Origin of the sequence: Galactobacter caseinivorans (genome assembly GCF_003640665.1) — a bacterium.
GTDB lineage: Bacteria > Actinomycetota > Actinomycetes > Actinomycetales > Micrococcaceae > Galactobacter > Galactobacter caseinivorans.
Window position 1 is genome coordinate 578,133 of record NZ_QQXL01000001.1, and the last position, 16,852, is coordinate 594,984.

The 16,852-nt window shown below is 63.5% G+C and carries 23 protein-coding genes; all 23 read right to left on the reverse strand.

Annotated elements, in window-relative coordinates; genetic code table 11:
- Nucleotides 1–17 precede the first annotated feature (17 nt).
- Nucleotides 18–3,752 carry a tape measure protein gene (locus DWQ67_RS13845; protein WP_199712577.1) on the reverse strand — a complete coding sequence of 1,245 codons (3,735 nt, stop codon included), beginning with the start codon at nucleotides 3,750–3,752 and terminating at the stop codon, nucleotides 18–20.
- Between the two features lie 81 nt (nucleotides 3,753–3,833).
- A complete protein-coding gene (locus DWQ67_RS02655) occupies nucleotides 3,834–4,232 on the reverse strand; it encodes a DUF5361 domain-containing protein (RefSeq protein WP_147433590.1) in 399 nt (132 codons plus the stop codon).
- A 104-nt stretch (nucleotides 4,233–4,336) separates the two neighbouring features.
- On the reverse strand, nucleotides 4,337–4,684 hold the full coding sequence (locus DWQ67_RS02660) for a hypothetical protein (RefSeq protein ID WP_121484009.1): 348 nt from the start codon (nucleotides 4,682–4,684) through the stop codon (nucleotides 4,337–4,339).
- A 104-nt stretch (nucleotides 4,685–4,788) separates the two neighbouring features.
- Entirely contained in the window at nucleotides 4,789–5,328 is a 540-nt protein-coding gene (locus tag DWQ67_RS02665; protein ID WP_121484010.1) for a phage tail tube protein, read from the reverse strand.
- Nucleotides 5,329–5,404: 76 nt separating this feature from the next.
- Entirely contained in the window at nucleotides 5,405–5,803 is a 399-nt protein-coding gene (locus DWQ67_RS02670; protein WP_121484011.1) for a hypothetical protein, read from the reverse strand.
- Between the two features lie 228 nt (nucleotides 5,804–6,031).
- Nucleotides 6,032–6,403 (reverse strand): hypothetical protein, encoded by a 372-nt coding sequence (locus tag DWQ67_RS02680; RefSeq protein WP_147433591.1) that lies wholly within the window; start codon nucleotides 6,401–6,403, stop codon nucleotides 6,032–6,034.
- The gene (locus tag DWQ67_RS02685) at nucleotides 6,370–6,774 is read right to left on the reverse strand and encodes a hypothetical protein (RefSeq protein WP_121484014.1); all 405 of its coding nucleotides are present in this window, start codon (nucleotides 6,772–6,774) and stop codon (nucleotides 6,370–6,372) included. Before DWQ67_RS02685 ends, DWQ67_RS02680 begins: the two co-directional genes overlap by 34 nt.
- Nucleotides 6,775–6,776: 2 nt before the next feature.
- Complete coding sequence (locus DWQ67_RS02690; RefSeq protein ID WP_121484015.1) at nucleotides 6,777–7,061, reverse strand: hypothetical protein; 285 nt, start codon at nucleotides 7,059–7,061, stop codon at nucleotides 6,777–6,779.
- Between the two features lie 62 nt (nucleotides 7,062–7,123).
- On the reverse strand, nucleotides 7,124–8,140 hold the full coding sequence (locus DWQ67_RS02695) for a major capsid protein (RefSeq protein ID WP_121484016.1): 1,017 nt from the start codon (nucleotides 8,138–8,140) through the stop codon (nucleotides 7,124–7,126).
- A gap of 12 nt (nucleotides 8,141–8,152) precedes the next feature.
- Complete coding sequence (locus DWQ67_RS02700; protein WP_121484017.1) at nucleotides 8,153–8,530, reverse strand: head decoration protein; 378 nt, start codon at nucleotides 8,528–8,530, stop codon at nucleotides 8,153–8,155.
- Between the two features lie 19 nt (nucleotides 8,531–8,549).
- Nucleotides 8,550–9,074, reverse strand: a complete 525-nt coding sequence (locus DWQ67_RS02705) for a hypothetical protein (RefSeq protein WP_121484018.1) — start codon at nucleotides 9,072–9,074, stop codon at nucleotides 8,550–8,552.
- 101 nt (nucleotides 9,075–9,175) lie between these two features.
- Nucleotides 9,176–9,916 (reverse strand): VG15 protein, encoded by a 741-nt coding sequence (locus DWQ67_RS02710; RefSeq protein ID WP_121484019.1) that lies wholly within the window; start codon nucleotides 9,914–9,916, stop codon nucleotides 9,176–9,178.
- Nucleotides 9,916–11,214: a phage portal protein gene (locus DWQ67_RS02715; RefSeq protein WP_158595339.1), complete on the reverse strand. Its 1,299-nt coding sequence runs from the start codon at nucleotides 11,212–11,214 to the stop codon at nucleotides 9,916–9,918. Before DWQ67_RS02715 ends, DWQ67_RS02710 begins: the two co-directional genes overlap by 1 nt.
- Nucleotides 11,215–11,319: 105 nt before the next feature.
- Nucleotides 11,320–12,849: a hypothetical protein gene (locus DWQ67_RS02720; RefSeq protein ID WP_121484021.1), complete on the reverse strand. Its 1,530-nt coding sequence runs from the start codon at nucleotides 12,847–12,849 to the stop codon at nucleotides 11,320–11,322.
- Nucleotides 12,850–12,860: 11 nt separating this feature from the next.
- Nucleotides 12,861–13,259 carry a hypothetical protein gene (locus DWQ67_RS02725; protein WP_121484022.1) on the reverse strand — a complete coding sequence of 133 codons (399 nt, stop codon included), beginning with the start codon at nucleotides 13,257–13,259 and terminating at the stop codon, nucleotides 12,861–12,863.
- 27 nt (nucleotides 13,260–13,286) lie between these two features.
- Nucleotides 13,287–13,679, reverse strand: coding sequence for a DNA primase (locus tag DWQ67_RS02730; protein WP_147433594.1), 393 nt, complete (start codon nucleotides 13,677–13,679; stop codon nucleotides 13,287–13,289).
- 477 nt (nucleotides 13,680–14,156) lie between these two features.
- Complete coding sequence (locus tag DWQ67_RS14295; protein ID WP_121484024.1) at nucleotides 14,157–14,465, reverse strand: HNH endonuclease; 309 nt, start codon at nucleotides 14,463–14,465, stop codon at nucleotides 14,157–14,159.
- A gap of 21 nt (nucleotides 14,466–14,486) precedes the next feature.
- On the reverse strand, nucleotides 14,487–14,675 hold the full coding sequence (locus DWQ67_RS02740; RefSeq protein ID WP_121484025.1) for a hypothetical protein: 189 nt from the start codon (nucleotides 14,673–14,675) through the stop codon (nucleotides 14,487–14,489).
- Nucleotides 14,676–15,226: 551 nt separating this feature from the next.
- The gene (locus DWQ67_RS02745) at nucleotides 15,227–15,859 is read right to left on the reverse strand and encodes a hypothetical protein (RefSeq protein WP_121484026.1); all 633 of its coding nucleotides are present in this window, start codon (nucleotides 15,857–15,859) and stop codon (nucleotides 15,227–15,229) included.
- Nucleotides 15,856–16,077, reverse strand: a complete 222-nt coding sequence (locus DWQ67_RS02750) for a hypothetical protein (protein WP_121484027.1) — start codon at nucleotides 16,075–16,077, stop codon at nucleotides 15,856–15,858. Before DWQ67_RS02750 ends, DWQ67_RS02745 begins: the two co-directional genes overlap by 4 nt.
- 31 nt (nucleotides 16,078–16,108) lie before the next feature.
- Complete coding sequence (locus DWQ67_RS02755; RefSeq protein WP_121484028.1) at nucleotides 16,109–16,291, reverse strand: hypothetical protein; 183 nt, start codon at nucleotides 16,289–16,291, stop codon at nucleotides 16,109–16,111.
- On the reverse strand, nucleotides 16,288–16,647 hold the full coding sequence (locus tag DWQ67_RS02760; RefSeq protein ID WP_121484029.1) for a hypothetical protein: 360 nt from the start codon (nucleotides 16,645–16,647) through the stop codon (nucleotides 16,288–16,290). Before DWQ67_RS02760 ends, DWQ67_RS02755 begins: the two co-directional genes overlap by 4 nt.
- The gene (locus tag DWQ67_RS02765; RefSeq protein WP_121484030.1) at nucleotides 16,644–16,826 is read right to left on the reverse strand and encodes a hypothetical protein; all 183 of its coding nucleotides are present in this window, start codon (nucleotides 16,824–16,826) and stop codon (nucleotides 16,644–16,646) included. The genes DWQ67_RS02760 and DWQ67_RS02765 overlap by 4 nt, the downstream gene beginning before the upstream one ends.
- Nucleotides 16,827–16,852 lie beyond the last annotated feature (26 nt).

Below are 16,852 nucleotides of genomic sequence, written 5' to 3' on the forward strand. Positions count from 1 at the left end.
CGGACTGAATCGCGTCCTCACATCGCCCCCATATCCATCTCACGCGCCACCAGGTGAGCGGCCTCGCGCGGATCATGCGTGTACATGTTGATTTCCGTAGCCCGCCGAATCCCAGGCACTACACCAGGCGTACCCGTAGCCGGAGCCACAGACGCCGCAGTCGGCACAGACACCAGCGACGCCACCGAACGGTCAACCGCCGAGCGGCCGCCCTCCACGCCAGCGATCAAACCGGCCGGGATCATCGCCCCAATCTCGTCACGGAACACACGAGAGGGCGAGTGGATGCCGAGGGTCTTCTTCACGGCGGCCGCCATGCTGTTCGCGATCCGTGTCATCTGCGCGGTGATCTGCTTCTCCTGCGATTGGAGTCCCTTCACGAGACCCTCAGCCGCACGGATACCAGCGCCATACAGCGACTCGCCCGCTGCGGACGCGACACCCGACGCTGAGGAAGCGATCTGCTTCTGCAACGCGTTGACCTGCGTAATCGTGGACGACCCGCCAGCCAGGAGCGCCTTCGCCGTAGCCGACCCGTCCCCGACACCCGCCTGCACAATCTGATCGATTGCGCCAGCGTTCAGCCCCTTGGCCTTGAGCTGCGCGATCTGCTGCTGGAACTTGATCAGCCCATCGCGAGTCTTGGTGAGGTTCTTGAGGATCGACGCGGAGGACCGGCCCATGTCCGTGACATCACCAGACTTAGCGAGCCCCTCCATGACCTTGCCCTCATAGTCGGCACGCTGCTTCTTGAGCGCCGTCAGATTCGACTGGGCACTCTTGAGCTTCGCCGTGATCTGGTCGCGCTGCCCGGCCAGCGACGTGAGCCGATTCTGATCCGCAGTGAGCTTCGCAATCAACGCCCGCTCGGAGCCCCGTGTGAGGCTATTCGCGGACCGCCGCTCAGCCTTCGCGGCAGACAGCTGCTTGCTCAGCGTCGCCCGCTGACTCTTGAGCCGGTTATTCACCTGCGACTGGGCCGCCTTCGCCGCAACGACACCCTTCTTCGCGGCGGCAACAGACTTGAATGCCGACGCCTTGGCGGCCTTCACGGACTCGGCAGCCGCAGACTTCGCGGACGCCAGCGCCTTCCGGTTGGCGGCGGTCGGCTTCTTGCTGACCTTCGCCTGCGCCGCGGCGACCTTCTTTGCCGCCGCGCGTTGAGCGGCCACAACCTTCTTGGCCGCTTCGCCCTGCTTGCCCTTCACGTTGGACTTGGCGTCCTTCACTCGGGCGGCGGCATTCTTGGAAGCAACCTTTGTCGCATTCGCTGTAGAGGGTAGCGCCTTGATCTTGGCTTGAATCGCCGCGACCTTCTTGTTGGCCGCCGCAACCATGTCGTTACGCTTATCGAACGCATCCTTGGTTTGCTGCACCAGTTTCCCGGTGGCAGCCTTCACGGTCTTCTGAGTCCCGGTAATACCATCAGCGAAACCGACGCCCAGGAAAATACCGATCTGCTTGAACACACGAGACGGCGAATGGATACCGAGAAGTGACTTGGCCCAATCGACGGCACCGCCAACAACCGCCCCGATCTTGTCCTTCACCCACTGGCCCATGTTGCCGATACCGTTAATGAGGCCCTGCATCATCTGACCACCGATAGAAGTCAGCTTGCCGGTGAGACCTGAAATCGCCGAGACTGCTTTACCTGGTAGATCCTTGAAGAACTGTAGGACCTTCCCGATTCCAGTTGAGACGGCAGACGTGATACCGGAGAAAGCGCCACCGACGAAATTCTTGATCCCGTTCCACACTGCCGACCATATTGACTTGATGGTGTTCATCACGCCGGAGATCGTGGCCTTCACGCCATTGATTGCACCGGAAATCACGGACTTGATGCCGCCCCAAATCGCGGCGACGGTGGACTTGATCGCATTCCAGGTGACGGTCCAGGTCATCTTGATTGCGCCGATGGTGACGGCGATGGCGGTCTGCACATTTTTGATGGCATCACGCACAAACGAGGCGATGCCGTTCCAGATCCCCGAGAAGAACGAGGAAATGCCTGACCACATATTGTTCCATAGCGGACCAATGATATTCAGGACAGCGCTGATGACGGACCGCACCATATTGATACTGTTCTGCACGATTCCAACAATCAGATCCCAGACACCCTTGAAGATCCCCTTGATGCCATCCCAAGCCGCGGACCAATCGCCCGTGAGCACAGCAGTCACCGTCTTGATGACATTAACGATGATGTCCAGGACGGGTTTGATGATATTAATCAGGCCCTCAAACACCGTCTTCACCACAGGCAATAGGGCCTGAATCACCGGCATTAGCAGATTCAAGACAGCATCAATCAGCGGCGCAAGAGCCTGCACAACCTGAGCCAAAATCGGAGCGATCTGCGTAAACAAATTGATCAACGGCGGCAACAGAGTCTGCACCACCTGCGTGATCACCGGCACCAACGCGCTCTGCAAACTCACCGCGACCTGAGCCAGCGGCGGAATCATCAACGCAACAGCCTGACCAATCGCCTGGAACGCCTGAGCGAGCAACGGCATGATCGGCTGCAACGCCTGGAAGATCATCTGCACCGGAGAGAAGCCAGAGAAAATCTGACCCAGCTGCGGCAACAAGGGGGCGAACGCATCACCGATGGCCTTGATCGCAGGAGCAAACGCGGTCGTAAATGACCGCCACAGCTTCCCAGCCTCAGCACCCACAGACGCGAAAGCCGTCACCAGAGGAGACGCAAACGCCGGAGACTCACCGTCCCCAAACGACGCCTTCATTTCACCCCAGCCCTTCGCGACTTCGCGGGCCGTCTTCCCGGCGCCCGCACCAATGGCCGCGAACGCCGTCAGATAGGGCTTGTCCAGCTGCGGTGACTCGCCGTCCACCACCGACGCGCTGAACGCTTCCAGGGCCCCCTTCGTCTTCTCGATGCCACCAGCAATGCCATCGCTCAGCCCAGAGATAGCCCCAGTCAGCAGCGGCTTCATCCCGTTCAGGGCGCTCGTGAGACCGCCCGAAATCGTGGCTTGCAGGTTGCCGATCGCACCCTCAAAAGTCTCCGTAGACTTCGCAGCCTCCACCGCAACCGGCTTCGTGCCGAGCTGCATCAGAGCCTTGTTGAACTCGTCGGAGGATATCTGGCCCTTCTCCATCGCCTCGCGGAAATTGCCCGTGTACGCGCCCGCCTTCTTGAGGGCATCCATCAACGGACCGGCCGCACCAGGGATCGCATCAGAGAGCTGGTTCCAGTTCTCCGTGGTCAGCTTCCCGGCGCCCGCGGTCTGCGTCATGGTCATGGCCACAGACTTGAAAGTCTCGGCATTGCCGCCCGCGACAGCATTCAGGTTGCCTGCCGCCTTCGACAGGCCGGTGTAGTCCTTCACGCCATTGGAGGCGAGCTGAGCCATCATCGACTGGATGGTCGGCAGGTCGTAGACCGTCTGGTCGGCGTAGTCCTGAGCGGCCTTCTTCGCCTTGTCGATGGCATCGGTCTTGAGGCCCGCAAAGCTCATGGTGGACTTAAACTTGTCCGTGGCATCCGACGCACGCACGGCCTCACCAATGAAGCCGGAGAACGCACCAGAGAGCTGGGATGTCACCGACGCCGCGATGCCAGCAATAGCACCGCCAGCCAGGAAACGCTTAGCGAAACCCTGGCCGGCAGAGGTACCCGCCGACGCCCCCGCCCCGCCTAGATCGCCACGCAACTGCCGACCAAGGCCGCCCGTACTCGCCGCGACATTCACATAAATGGTTGCCAGTTCCCCAGCCATATGGCCCCCTCACGCACCCCACTCGGGGCACAGATAAGGGCCGCAACCACCAACGGATTACGGCCCTGCGAGTCGTTCGGTTTACTGGCGGCGGCGCTCGTATGCGGCAGCCTGTGCCGGGGTCACGCGCTTCACCGCGCCCGCCCTAGTCGTGTACTCCACGAGCCCGTCAGCAGCGGGCACAACAGCAGCGCGACGCTCCTGCGCCGCACGACGCCGCTTCGCCCATCGCTCCGCCTCACGCACACTCATGCGAGATCCGCGGATCGTGCCCTTCGAGTCGTCCTCGAAGCCAGGCCGCGGAATGGGCTTCGGCACGTTCTTGCCCTTCTGCCCGTCGCCGGTCTTCTGCCAAATCAGGACTTGCAGGCGGTCGGCAACCAGCGCCGCCAACTGCTCGTCCAGCAGCCACCCGCCGCCCAGAGCCCGCTTGGTCGCCGACTCCGCTGGCAAGTGCGCCGCAAGGTCGGCAACCTCCATGAGGCCCCACCCCGCTACCCGGCCGCCTACCCACCGCAGTTGGTAGTAGCGCCAAAAGTCAGCGCGCAATTGCTCGTCAAACTCCTGCCGGAGCGCAACGAGCGTCAGGAGTTTGGGGCTACAGCCTTCAAAACCTCCGACACGAACTCAGCGCCCGACTCCACGGAGACACGGCCCGTCTCAGGATCACGAAGGATCTCCATAGCACCCTTGAAATTCTCGACACCAATCAGGCGGCGCAGGACCGATGGGAGGCGCGTACCGTTGCCCTGGTCCAGCGCGTCCAGGTCGTCCAGCAACTCAAAGTCATCAAGCACTTCACCGGACACGTTGATACTCAGACCGCGAACCTCCACGGTCCGGGACCCGTCCTTGTTGGACTTCACCTTCCGGTCAGCGGGACGCTTCACATCGTCGGGGATAGCGGTCGTTTCAGTGGTGATCTCAGCCATAGCGGGACTCCTTAGAGGTCAAAAGTTTGGTGAGCGGGACTGTGGTGACCCGTGGGGCGCGGTCCCGCAACGCACGCCCCACGGGGGATTAGGTGGCCCGTCGGCTACACGCCCGAGGCGCCGTCATCCAAATACAGGTACGCCTTAACCCCGTTTTTGTCGGGGTACGCAGTGATAGTGATGTCGTACGCCACGGCCTCATCGGTCTTGTACGTGACCTCGCCGCGCTCAGTGATCTGCGCATCCGGCAGCACGATGCGGACAGTCTTCTTACCGTCGCGTACCTCAAGCACCCACGCGGAGTGCGGCGACTGCGCGCCCGTGACCTTCACCGCGGTGGCGGTGGCGGTCGGGTCCGCGTAGTAGAGCTTCAAGGTCTGACCGGTGGTCTCGATCATCTTGAAGTTCAACGTGTAGTCGTGCTGGGTCTGGATCTTGCGGACCACATCACCGTTCTGCCACGCCTTGATGTCGGTCACATCGGTCTCGATGGACTGCGTAACGCCGTCCTCGTGGATGTAGCCGGTATCAAGGAACTTGACGTCGACTGCGGTTTTCGCGTCGGTGGGGACGGTCGTGCCAAGCGGTGCGTTGTACGCGGCGCCGGTCACTCCGACCATGACGTTGCTGGCATTGAGAGCCATGCGGTGCCTCCTGGGCATAGGAAAGCCCCCGGCACCACAACGGGCGACAGGGGCTAGTGAAGTTGGGTTGTAGTGGCTACTGGATCTGCTCGCCGCGTGTGACGAACTCCCAGTTCTGCCGATATCGCGGCAAGGCCGCGTCTGGGTCGGGGACATACACGAGCCCACCGAGAGGCTTAGCCGTGTAGATGAGGACGCCGCGCACGCGGTCATTGCGCAGCGAGCCAAGATGGGCGCGGACGAGCTGTGCGAGGTCCTGAGCCTTGGCGGCAGTGGGACCCCACGAATCGACCATCATCAGCGCCCGATCATGGACCGGGCTGAGATCCGAACCACCCGAGGGCGTCAGGATCACGAACGATTCAGGCCGCGTCTTCGGAACATCCGCGAACGCCTTCACGCCCCCGAGTCGCGCGTCAAGCCAAGCTTTCACCGCGGCCACGGGGTTGCCGTAGAGGATGACTGGCTCAGCCACTACCCACCGCCTGCGATAGGGCGCCGTGACGGGCCTCAGCGAGGATCCCTTCAAACGAGTCTGCGAACACGGTCACACGGCCACGGTTCCCGCCAGGATGGGAGTCCGTAGTGAACCCCTCGCCAGCGGCCGCCGCAATAGCCTCGGCCTTGTCTTCGAGAACCTTCATGATCGCCGGGTCACTACGCAGTGCAGGAAACGCCGAGTTGTGGATAACGACCTTCGCCATCAGCCCTCCACTCGTGACAAGTTGATCCGATAGCCCGGCTGGAAAGCGAACGGGCCATGATTGAAATCGTCCGCGTAACCCTCGACCTTGAACTGCGTCCCGTTCACAACGACCAGATCGCCCGGCCCCGCAAACGGTGTAGCGCAGTACACGTCAAGGTCACGCTTCAAACCGCTCTCAAGCGCTCGGATCGCCACATCGGGAGACGGGGGAGCCCACCCATAAACCGGGGCAGGCACGGGATCGCCCCAGCCCTTCACCGGCTCACCCATCTCATCCTCACCGCCGCTCAGCAGCGGGCGATGAAGAACCACGTATGGCTCCGGGTACGCCGCCATCAGACGGCCCCACCAGACGGGATGATCGTCCATGCACGCTTATGGCCTCGCGCCGTCCGCAACAGATTCCGATCAGCCTTCGACAGGTACACGGCCCCATCCGGGTTCGAGAAATTGAGGGTCTGCGAGAACGGGCCAGCACCCTGCTGGATCGACCCCAACCCGCCCTCACCGCCCGGAGTTGCCGGTGCAGTCATCGCGCGCTTCACCATCCGGCAAACCACCAGACGCGGAATGTCCGCGTCCATGGTCCCCGCAGCGATCCGCGCGTCCACGTCCGGGTACAGCGCCCGGATCTCCACCGACGCCTCGTGAAGCTTCTGCCCCGCCTCGCCCTCACGGTCGGAGGGCAGCAGCGGCCAGTGCGCCTTTAGGCCGTCCAGGTCCGCGTAGTCCGCGGCCACGGTCAGGCTCCCTTGCGGGGACGCCCAGGGCCACGCTTCGGTGCAGGCTTCGTGAAGTCCAAACCAGACGCCGCAGCATCCGGGGCCAGGTCCGCGACAGGCTCAGCATCACCCACACGGACCACCGGCACAGCGGAGTCGCCCGCCAGCCCAGACGCCGCAGCATCCGGGAGCAGGCAGTGCGAGCCCACGCGACCCTCAGCCCAATCCGGCACCAGATCGCCAGGCTCAAACATGTGCAGCTCGCCGCCATCCCACAGGGACACGGCAGTGGCAAGAATCGCCATTCATTCCTCCTAGTGGAAGACGGCGGGCGGGCCAACCAATCATGGTCAGCCCGCCCAGCACGTCAGGCCAGAACCTTCGCGGAAAGCGTGAGGTTCGTATTCGGGGCCACCGGCAGCATGATCGCCGACGCCTTAGTCCACTGAGCCACCGGGTCCTTGTCCGAGTAGGTGCCCACGACGATGCCGGGAGCCTCGGTGGAATCGATGCCGTAGTCAGCGTCGATGGCCTCAGCCGTGGTGCCCCACAGGGTCTCACCGATCTTCTGATCAGCGCCCGGCAGGAACAGCAGCGACTTCGGGTCCAGCACATCGGCAGGATTCGGCGCGCCAGCCACCTTCGCCTCGTACACCTCAAAGGCAGGCAGGCCGTGTGCGGCCAGCAGGTCGTTGAGGTCGGTCAGCTTCACCAGACGGGTGCCCGGATTGGAGCCGTACACCGCCTCAGCCAGCGACTTGTTGCGGATGGCCGTGGACAGGATCTGGCGAGAAACCAGGATCCGGCCGGGACGCGCACCGTTCGTCGCGGCGTACACCTCGGCCCACGCCAGCAGGTCGTCAACGACGTTGCCGCCAGCGCCCCACAAGGTGGTCGCAGTCTGCGTGTGCTTGGCGGCGCGACCGAAGTCAGCCTCAAGAGTGAGGCCGTTCTCGTTCAGCGTGACCTTGCCGGTCTGCAACAGCTGCCCGCGGGCAACCTCAGCGCGAGCGCGGATCTGCTTGGCCAGAGTTACGCCGTCCGCTCGGAGCGCATCCACGATGGACTGATCGGCGTTGCGCATCTTGAGGCGCGTGTACTCATCTAGGCGGGTCTTCACCGAGATCGGCGGAAGCTCACCAGAGATCACGCGGGCAGCTCCGCGCGAGCTAATCGGGGACTCCGTGTCGTAGGCGCGGAACTTGGCCACGCGGGCCAGGCCGCCGCCGCCGACATTGGCGCGGAAATCCACGTCATCGACAGTCACGTCAGGGAGGAACGCGCTCAGCGTGAACGCATTCTCGGGCAGGTCCTCCAAAGCCGCACGGACGTAGCCCGTGAGGTCAGCGGCGGACAGGGTCTCATTATCGAGCGAAAGAGCCACGGAGACCTCCTATCAGGCGAAGATAAAGCGGGCCGGGGCAGTGCCCTGGGCCGCATCGGAAACGGGAATGGGAAGGTTGGCGGCCACCACGCGGGCGTCATCCAGGAGCGACGCGCCCACCGGACTCGTTCCGTTAGCAGGGGCGCGCACACCGGACAGCAGGAAGCCCGCAAGCTTCGTGCCGTCATCGCCAGTGAAGGGGACAAACTTGCCGTCCGTACCCTTCGCCAGCGCGATCCCGGACTTGAACCAGCCGTCCGGGAAATGCGTGACCTTCACAAACTTGGGCGTATCGAGGGTCACCGTTCGGCCCTCGTTCGTGCCGCGGGCAGAGCCGAGCCACGAAATGTCATCGCCGCCAAGGCGACGCGTATTGATGGAGAGGTCCATCAGTCCTCCTAAGAGAGAGTTACTTGGCCTTCTTCGCGGCGTACGCAGCACGACCGGCTGCGAGGCCACCAGAGGCAGGTGGGTTGTTGGAGCCCGTACCGGCGCCAGGCACCGGGTCGGGTCGGGTAGCCTTGCCCTCAGCGCGGGTGTGCAGCTCATGGATCTTCTTGGCCGACGCCTCGAAAGAGGCGGCGTCCGTACCGACCACCAGGTCTTGGTAGTCCGCGGGGACAGGGAACTTCGCGAGGGCCTCAGCGCGGGCAAGGCTCGTGCGGGACTGGGCCAGCTCCGCCTTCGCGTCGTCGCGCTCCTTGTTGGCGCGCTCGATGTCGGAGAGCTTCGCGCTCTCGGCGGCATCGACCTTCGCCTTGTACTCGGCGGCCTGCTTCTCGGCGGCGTTGGCCCGCTCGCGCTCCTTGTGGAGTGCGCTTAGGCCCGGCTCGCCAAGCGGCTCGTTCTCCTTGCCCTGCGCCCCCTGCTCACCCAGAGCACCATCCGTGGATGCGGGTGGCGTCTGTTCAGCAGCGGGATCGGTTTCAGCCATGAGGGCTCCTTGGTGTTGTGCCGCATCGCGCGGCGTATCGAACCCGGCAGGCGTCGCACCAGCGGGAAAAGGGAAACCCGCGCCATCAGGCACGGGTTGGATTAGTGGGCGTGAACGCCGTCAGTGAGGATGTCCGGGTACATCTCGCGCATGTGCGAGGCAATGTCCCGGATGTCACCCGAGCCAGACGCTTTGCGGGCCTCCATATACATGTCCAGCCAGTCATCCGGGAGGTACCCCTTGGGGTAGTCCTCCTTGGAAGCGATCCGGACTGGCTGGCAATCGCACTTCGGGTGATAAGGCTCGCCATCCGAGGCCAACCGAGCGGAGTTCTCTGAAACGTAGTCAGCGCCGCGAGATGCCAGGACGAGGCACCATGCGCACGTGATAGCGCCGCGTGGAACACGTGCCCACATGACGCCCTCGCGGTCCGCATTTTTCCGGATCGTGTCCCGGCCCTGTTGCTGAACCCACAGGCCGGTGTAGGTGGCCAGGTATCCGAGCACCCTGGAAGGGTCGCCGTCGAACAAGCCACCCGACGCGGACTCGACACTGGCCGCCATGTCCGCGGCGGACAGCGACGAGCGCGCCGGAGTAGGCGTGAACGTCCCAGCGTCACCAGACGCCGCCATGAGCTCCTGGTACCACTCCACGGCCAACTGGGCGGACACCGGGCCGAAACGCTTCACCAGTTGCGGGATGAACCGCATCAGGTCGCGCTTCGCCGCCGCAGGGTCCGACAAGTCCAAGCCGTTGAAGTGCCGAGTCAACGCCGCGTCAAGCTTCCCCTCAAGAGACGCCTGCCGCGACCGATACCGATCAATCGACTCAGCCGACGGCATCACGCACCACCTGACGGTTGCGTAGTTGCAGCGAGGAGCGCATCAATCGCAGACGAGGCGTCCACCTTTCGGGCATGTGCAAGGTTCCGCTCGATCTGATCGGGGCGGAGTCCGTAGACCTCCATCGCCACCTCGGGATCGCCGTCCGGGAACGTGCTCACGTACTTCTGGCCGGCGTCCGCACGGGCCGCCAGGGTCGGCGTTCCAGGGTCACGGAACCCGGCACGCAGCGACGTAAGGTCCTTGCTCATTGCCGGGGTCAACTCGCCGTGCTTCACGGCCAGGATCTTCCGGGCGTAGTCCACGCGCGCCGCCCCAATCGAGGGCAGCTCGTTCTCGATCATCGCAACCATGTCCGACTCAGAAGCCAGAATCGCATCGGCTGACGACGGGTTGTCATGAACAACGCCCAAGTACGCCAGCGGCATCGTCGTCTCAGAGGAGACCATCGCCGCAATCGTCCGCAGCATGTCAGAGTGCGGCTGCATGGACGCCTGCTGCAACTGCTGAATTGCAGGGCGGACAAGCTTCTGCTCGTCCTCATCGAACACGTCCGGCAAAGCCCAGATGCCACCGATGAGCGCCTTCAACGGATCAATCTTGTTGCCCTGATCGTCCTGGAAATGCTCCGGCTGAGCGCCCAGCAATGAACGCTGAGGGGCAGAGAAGAACTCCGCCTGCACCTCCTGCCGCAGCATCGTGCGCACACCGTTGTCAATGAACCCCATCAACGGGCGCGTAATCCGGGAGCGCCCCATCGGACGCTCAAGCGACGCATCCCACGGCAGCACCGAACACGGCACCAGATCCTTGATGCCTACGTACTCGTCCAGGACCATCCACGGCCCACGCACACGCTCAACACGCAACGTCAGGCCAGGCAGGTACATGAGCGTCTGCGTCGTAGAAACCATCTCCAACGCCGCTGTGACCTCACCCGTACGTGGATCAACTGTCGCCGTCGCCTTAGATGCCGGGCGCAGCGTCCTGATCGGCTCACCCTCCGGATCATCGTTAGGCGTCACGAACGCAAACGACACACCATGCTGCATCGCAGACCGTGTCCACTGACGCTCCAAAGCACGGTGAGCGTCCGTGCCCGTGATCTCGTCCAGCTCCCGCGAGAGCCCAGACTTCACCGAAGACGTGTACCCATCCGGGCGGACACGCGCCGCGGGGACCGTCACTGTCTTCTCAGCCCACCCAATCGGCGTCTGAAAATCAACCATGTGCGGCGGCACAGAAAAGCCCACCCGCTCAAGACGCTTCTTCGAATTGTGGTAATCCGAGCGCAGCATGTTCCGGCGAGTGTGAGCAACCACCTGCCCCCACAGCTTCCCGAACACGGCAGCCTCTTCCGGGGTCATCTCCCGCGGCTTCAACAGCTCCACCAATGAGGCCCCCTAAAAGACGACGGCACCCCTCGGCTTACGCGCCGAACGGGACCTGCGACGGCGAGCAAACTTGATCGCCCCGAAATACGCGTACGTGGCAGCCATGAACGGTGCCAGCGGCACGTCAAGGCTCTGTCTCACCCAGCGGAAAGCACCGGGGAAATTCTTAAGCGGCTCAGCGGCCGCATGCTCAATGGACGTGTCCAGTTGCTCTTGCGAGTAGTGGGACACCGACCGGTCAACCTCGATAGCCTGGCGGGTCAAAGCGCACGCCTGAGTGAACTCTTTGCCATCCAAGATGTAGAGGTTCTCCGTCATGCCACGCTTGCGCAGCGGCACTTCGAGGATGTCCCGCGCCGGGGAGTACGCATCCAGCACCACCGGAGTACGGCGGCCCGCATGAGACCACAACCACTCCACAAGCGCCGTCGTCCCATCCCGCGAGAACGCCGTATCAGCGGCCAGCTCAAGATGCACCCAATCGTCTGCGAACGTCGCCGCGCAGATCGTGACCTGCGTGCGCTCCGGGTTCATGTCCACACCAAACGCCGCCAACGGCCACTCAGGATCAGGCTCAACACCCTCACCCAGCGCCAGCTTGTTCCACTTCGCAATGTCCACCGCGGCACGCTGAGAGGCTTTAGGAGTCGGCCACATATTCAACCGCTCACGGGCGAACGACCGCGGCGCAAACCGCTTCGACTCACCCTCCACCGTGCGCTCCTTAATACGGCCACCCAGCGCCGGGTTAGCCTCCGCCCAGTTCTTCCGATCCCGGACAAACACCCGCAACTCCGCCTCAGTCATCTTGTCCACGTCGCCCCGAGCCGAATGCTCAACCCAAGCGCACCGATCGTCCTCACCAGTGACCGCCGCGTCACGCACACGCACAAACGGTTCGCCACGCTCCGAGATGACCGCAGGCGGCGTGCCCATGTAAATGATCACCGGATCACCAGACGGGGAAGCGGAGACCGTGGCCTCTAGCGCCTCCTGCTCATCCGGCTCATACTCCTGAGCCTCATCAACCACCAGCACGTCAAACGACGAACCACGGCCCGCGCCGCCCGTGCGCGCACCAACCTCGATGCACCCACCATTCGCCAACACGATGGCCTCCTGGCCGTTCGTCTTGCGGATCTCCACCACCAGCTTGTTGAGGGCCGGGAACTTGGCGTTAGGGTCATTGACCTGCTCACCAAAGAAATGGCGCAGACGCTTGAACGCCTTGCGCGCCGTCCCAAGGTGGTGGGCTGTGTGCAGGATCTTGAGGCCCAGCATCACCGTCAGGTAAATCTCCACGATCTCCAACGTGCCGTTCTTGCCGTTCTGGCGCGGCACCGTCAGCCCCCACGTTGACGCGCACCACAGATCGTCAGGGCCACGACGCAGCCACGACCGCACCGCGTCCGCCTGCCACTCATCCGGCACATACTCCAACGCGTCCACCAACGCCAGAGCGTCAGTGGCATCCGTGATCGTGTACCCACGCGGAGACGGGGCAGTGTTAAACCGGGGCGACTGCGAACCGAGAAGCACGCGACCACCACCTAAGCCCGCTTCATCCGACCCAAGATCGAATCCAGCGAAGAAACATTGTCCGGCAGATCAGCCGGGAGAGAGGAAGGCTTCGATTTGCCACGGGAGGCCAGCGCCTCGTACTTCGTGGCCAGGGAGACAAGCGCGGCCTGCTGGCCCTTCGCCTCCGACATGACCGCGTTGAACTTCACCTCAACAGTGAACGGGTCGCCCTCCTCAAACGGGATGTCAGTCAGCCGGAACTGCATCAGCTCCAGCACGCCCTTGCCCTGAATTATGTTGTCCAGCTCATCCAGGCGGTCCGCGGTACGGGCAACCTCTAGGGCCACCGCATCCGCCAGCGGGTCACCAGTGCGCAAGTCCGCCCACAGCACGGCGCCACGCTCACCAAGCCCAGAAGGGTCATCCATGCAACCTCCCAAGGCGGGAGGCGACGCCTACCCGGTGAAGCGGATCCCGGTCGTTCGGATGAACCGACCGAAAGAGTAATGACCACCCCAAGCACCCTGAGCCGCTTTCGACTCCGGCTCGGCGGTGAAGATGTGGAGGCCGCGCCCGGAGACGCTGACCTCGGTGAAGAGGATCGGGGCGGTGATGGTGTCGATGATCCGCCGCGCCTCGTCCGTGAGGTGCCCGTCAATCAGGCACCCGTCCAGGTCGTAGCATCCGAGGCCGCCGCCGAGCATGACGCCCATGCCGTCCCCAGCCGTCGACTCGCACACCGCGGCGTGCGATGACCACGTGCGGCGGTTCGTAGACGATGCGGCGCGGCCGGCCACCGTGACCGGACGCTTCCCGTCGGCACGCACCCAACGATCCAAGGACGTCATGGCCGCGGGGAACGCACGCCGACGACGGTGAGCAGCGACCCGGCACCGCGTGGAACAGAACCGAGCACCGGCGCGCGGCAACAGCATCCCGCCACCGCAGTTCTCACACGCCCGATCCATGCCCCAATTCTACCCCAGGGAGGGACGCCTTGTAACGGATAATCCCAGTGATTACGCGGAAGTTGGAGAGGTGCCCCAACTGGCAGAGCGCTGTACGCCCGCCTAACGGACCAGCCCAGACGCAGGGGAACTATGCCCCCACGACGCCCGCAAACGAACCACACGGCACCAGGAAGGCCACCAGCCGCGCCCCAACGACGAGACACGGGGGGATATTTCACCTAAACGGTAGGAGGTGGCGACTCTTTGGCGGGGGAGGGGATGGCCCCCACCCCAAAAAGTTCCGCGGATTCACGCAAATTATCCGTTTCAGCGGCCCGCGTTTGCGTGCCTGTGGATAACTTCGCGCGTTTCTGGCTAGGCCCATCGGCTCGACGTTTTGAGGGGTTTGGCGGCCAGAATCGTGGAAATCTTGGGTGCAGACCGTGGCCCTTTGGACTGGTTGCAGCGGCGGCAGAGGATGGTGAGGTTATCCACAGCATCGGTACCGCCTTGAGCGTGAGGCACTATGTGGTCCACTTCGGCACTGTTTGGGGTTCGACCTTTGTCGTAGTCGAGCTGCACACCGCATGCTGGGCAGTTGGTGAGCCCGTCTGCTTGGGCTTGGCGTTTGGTGTAGGTGCGGATGCGCTGCCATTGGGCTGTGCCGGTGCGGTTCGATGCCATGCGCCGCCGCCCTTCATCGGGTCACTGTGATCCGTGCTTGAGCAGTTCGACGATGATGTGTAGTGCGTCGTCGTGGGGGAACCCGGCGTCCATGAGTGACGTGAAGAGTTCGTGTAGTCCGATGGCGCCTTGGGTGATTTGTCCCATGCCTGCCTCGCCCAGGAGGTTGGGGGTGGGGGTGTGCTTGGGGGTGGGGGTGTTCTCGTTCATGTGCGCTCCCTCTCATGGTTGGTGCCGGGCAGGTGCGCCGCGCTGTCGAAAGGTGCAGCGTTTGGGGCGTCCTTCGTTGCGGTGGATGTCGCTGACGTTGACCCGGCTGTGTGCCCTGTCCGGTCGTGGTCCGGGTGGACGGCGTGACCGTCTCAGGGCTGTGAGCCGGGGCTCACGACTGACAAACTTTTGCACGGGATGTCGTGCCGCGCCCGGTCTTGCTCCGGGTCGTAGCCTTGGCTTTCGCTGTGCTCACGCGGCTGCCCGTGTCCCTGGGCTGGGGGTTTGTGCGTGGCGCGGTGATTGTGCCCGATCTACCGCGGGGGCGGGATCGTGGGCTGGTGGACGGTGTGTGTTCCGTCTGTCGCCGCGCCACGCGGTCTGTGGGGTGGGGTGGGGGTGCGCGTGCCCCGGACGCTGTTGTGAGCGTCCGGGGCTGACCATCTCACCGCTCCACCCCAGGAGCCTTGCCGTTGGGCAAGAAAAAAGACCCGGCACCGTGTGGTGTCGAGCCTGGTTTTTGGGCGCACTCTACGCGCTCAAAAGACACTTTATCTGATGGTTGCTTTTCGTGCAAGCCCTTCTCTGGCGCGGTCTTTTGCTCGCAGTACGTCGCAGGGGTCGTAGGTGGGGTGGCCGTCCTCTCCTGGGTTGCGGCGCACGATCCATCCGTTGAATGCCCAGTTGCGGATGTCTTTGCCTTTGACGGCGAGGCTCGCAAATTGCCGCATCCAGGGCACAAGCTGGCGGGTGGGCATGGGCTCTACCCCTTCCGCTGCGATGCGGGCGCGCGCTTCGGCCGTGTCGGATGGGCGGTCTTCGGCTGGCCCCCAGACTTGGTGTCTGGCTGATTCGATCCAGAGTTTTGCTTTGCGGAGGGTGTTTCCGGCGTGGGGGTCGTCGGTTGCGGCGTCGTAGGCGCGTGCTGGGAGTTCGGCAAGTTTGGTTCGGAGGATCGCGGCTTCGAGGGACAGGGGTGGTCGTGAGTCGGATTTGCCGACGGTGGATGATTCGGGGTTGCCCTTGGGGAGGGTTTTCGTGGCTTGCATGTAGGGGTCGAGGTTGACCCAGAGCCAGTCGCGATCCACGAGGTAGGAGTCGAGTTCCACGAGGTGTTCGGCGCAGAGGTAGAGGCTGGTGGGCCTGCCGCAGTCGGTGGCGGTGCAGGACTGTGTGAGGGTCACTTGGTCTCCTTGGGGGTGTGGATGACGGTGATGGGGAATGAAAACGCGAGGTCCCAGGAGCTGAACGGTTCAGGCGTCACCCTGAAGGCGCGGTACCAGTAGATGGAGCCGGATTGCCAGGCGTGCCCGTACTTGTCGAGGACGACTGAGTGGGTGGGTAGTGAGTCGAGGAGCTTTTGGGCGGCGGGCTGGTTGTTGACGTTCTTGCGCGGGCTCACGGGGTGTCTCCTGTCCAGGGGGTGATGGTGGTCATTCGTCGTCCTCCTCGGAATCGGAAACGCCGCCCAGGTGTTGGGCGGCGGTGGTGAGTCCTTGTGCGACGCCGCGCCAGTAGTCCTGGGTGTAGCGGTTGGAGTCTTGGATTTGGAGGCTCATGAGGGTGAGTTCTTTGGAGGCGCTGCGGAGGGCCTCCCTGGATGAGGCGGTGGTCACTTGGTCTCCTTGAGGATGGTGGCGAGGGTGTTGAGGGTCATGTGGACGTATTGGGAGCCGGGGTCGGTGGTGCCGTGGCGTTTGGAGACGACGACGCCGATGAGCGCTCCGAGGTTTTGGCGTTCTGTTTCGGCTTCTCGGAGCCATTGGGGGAGTGCTTGCTTGGTGACGTCTTTGACTTCGACGGCGACGCGGTGGGGTCCGAGTTTGACGCCGCGGATGTCGCCGAGGTCTTTGGCTCCGGTTTTGGTTTGTCGGTCGATTGCGTCGTCTTGGAGGCGTTCTCGGAGGTAGGTGGCGACGAGGGTTTCCATGCGGGTTCCGGCGGCTTTCGCGGATGAGCGGTTGCGGGTCATCGCTGCCTCGCGATCTTCTGTGCGTAGGTGATGGCTTGGGCGTGGGTGGGGAAGGATTCGTGCCAGCCAAGCCATGTGCCGTCCGGTATCCAGACGACCCAAGGGCGGTTGAAGGATTCCCTTTTGGGGCCGCCGTGGCCGGGGTGCCATATTCGGCGGACGCTGATGCGGTCGGTCATGGTTGTCTCCTTGGGCATGAAAAAAG

Bases quoted from the DNA above. Each gene is read 5' to 3' on its own strand.
- DWQ67_RS02715 (WP_158595339.1), bottom strand. From the start codon at position 11,214: ATGCTGCGCTCGGATTACCACAATTCGAAGAAGCGTCTTGAGCGGGTG.
- DWQ67_RS02680 (WP_147433591.1), bottom strand. From the start codon at position 6,403: ATGGACGATCATCCCGTCTGGTGGGGCCGTCTGATGGCGGCGTACCCG.
- DWQ67_RS13845 (WP_199712577.1), bottom strand. From the start codon at position 3,752: ATGGCTGGGGAACTGGCAACCATTTATGTGAATGTCGCGGCGAGTACG.
- DWQ67_RS02765 (WP_121484030.1), bottom strand. From the start codon at position 16,826: ATGACCGACCGCATCAGCGTCCGCCGAATATGGCACCCCGGCCACGGC.
- DWQ67_RS02760 (WP_121484029.1), bottom strand. From the start codon at position 16,647: ATGACCCGCAACCGCTCATCCGCGAAAGCCGCCGGAACCCGCATGGAA.
- DWQ67_RS02730 (WP_147433594.1), bottom strand. From the start codon at position 13,679: ATGACGTCCTTGGATCGTTGGGTGCGTGCCGACGGGAAGCGTCCGGTC.
- DWQ67_RS02655 (WP_147433590.1), bottom strand. From the start codon at position 4,232: ATGGAGGTTGCCGACCTTGCGGCGCACTTGCCAGCGGAGTCGGCGACC.
- DWQ67_RS02725 (WP_121484022.1), bottom strand. From the start codon at position 13,259: ATGGATGACCCTTCTGGGCTTGGTGAGCGTGGCGCCGTGCTGTGGGCG.
- DWQ67_RS14295 (WP_121484024.1), bottom strand. From the start codon at position 14,465: ATGGCATCGAACCGCACCGGCACAGCCCAATGGCAGCGCATCCGCACC.
- DWQ67_RS02700 (WP_121484017.1), bottom strand. From the start codon at position 8,530: ATGGACCTCTCCATCAATACGCGTCGCCTTGGCGGCGATGACATTTCG.
- DWQ67_RS02665 (WP_121484010.1), bottom strand. From the start codon at position 5,328: ATGGCTCTCAATGCCAGCAACGTCATGGTCGGAGTGACCGGCGCCGCG.
- DWQ67_RS02740 (WP_121484025.1), bottom strand. From the start codon at position 14,675: ATGAACGAGAACACCCCCACCCCCAAGCACACCCCCACCCCCAACCTC.
- DWQ67_RS02705 (WP_121484018.1), bottom strand. From the start codon at position 9,074: ATGGCTGAAACCGATCCCGCTGCTGAACAGACGCCACCCGCATCCACG.
- DWQ67_RS02660 (WP_121484009.1), bottom strand. From the start codon at position 4,684: ATGGCTGAGATCACCACTGAAACGACCGCTATCCCCGACGATGTGAAG.
- DWQ67_RS02710 (WP_121484019.1), bottom strand. From the start codon at position 9,916: ATGCCGTCGGCTGAGTCGATTGATCGGTATCGGTCGCGGCAGGCGTCT.
- DWQ67_RS02690 (WP_121484015.1), bottom strand. From the start codon at position 7,061: ATGGCGATTCTTGCCACTGCCGTGTCCCTGTGGGATGGCGGCGAGCTG.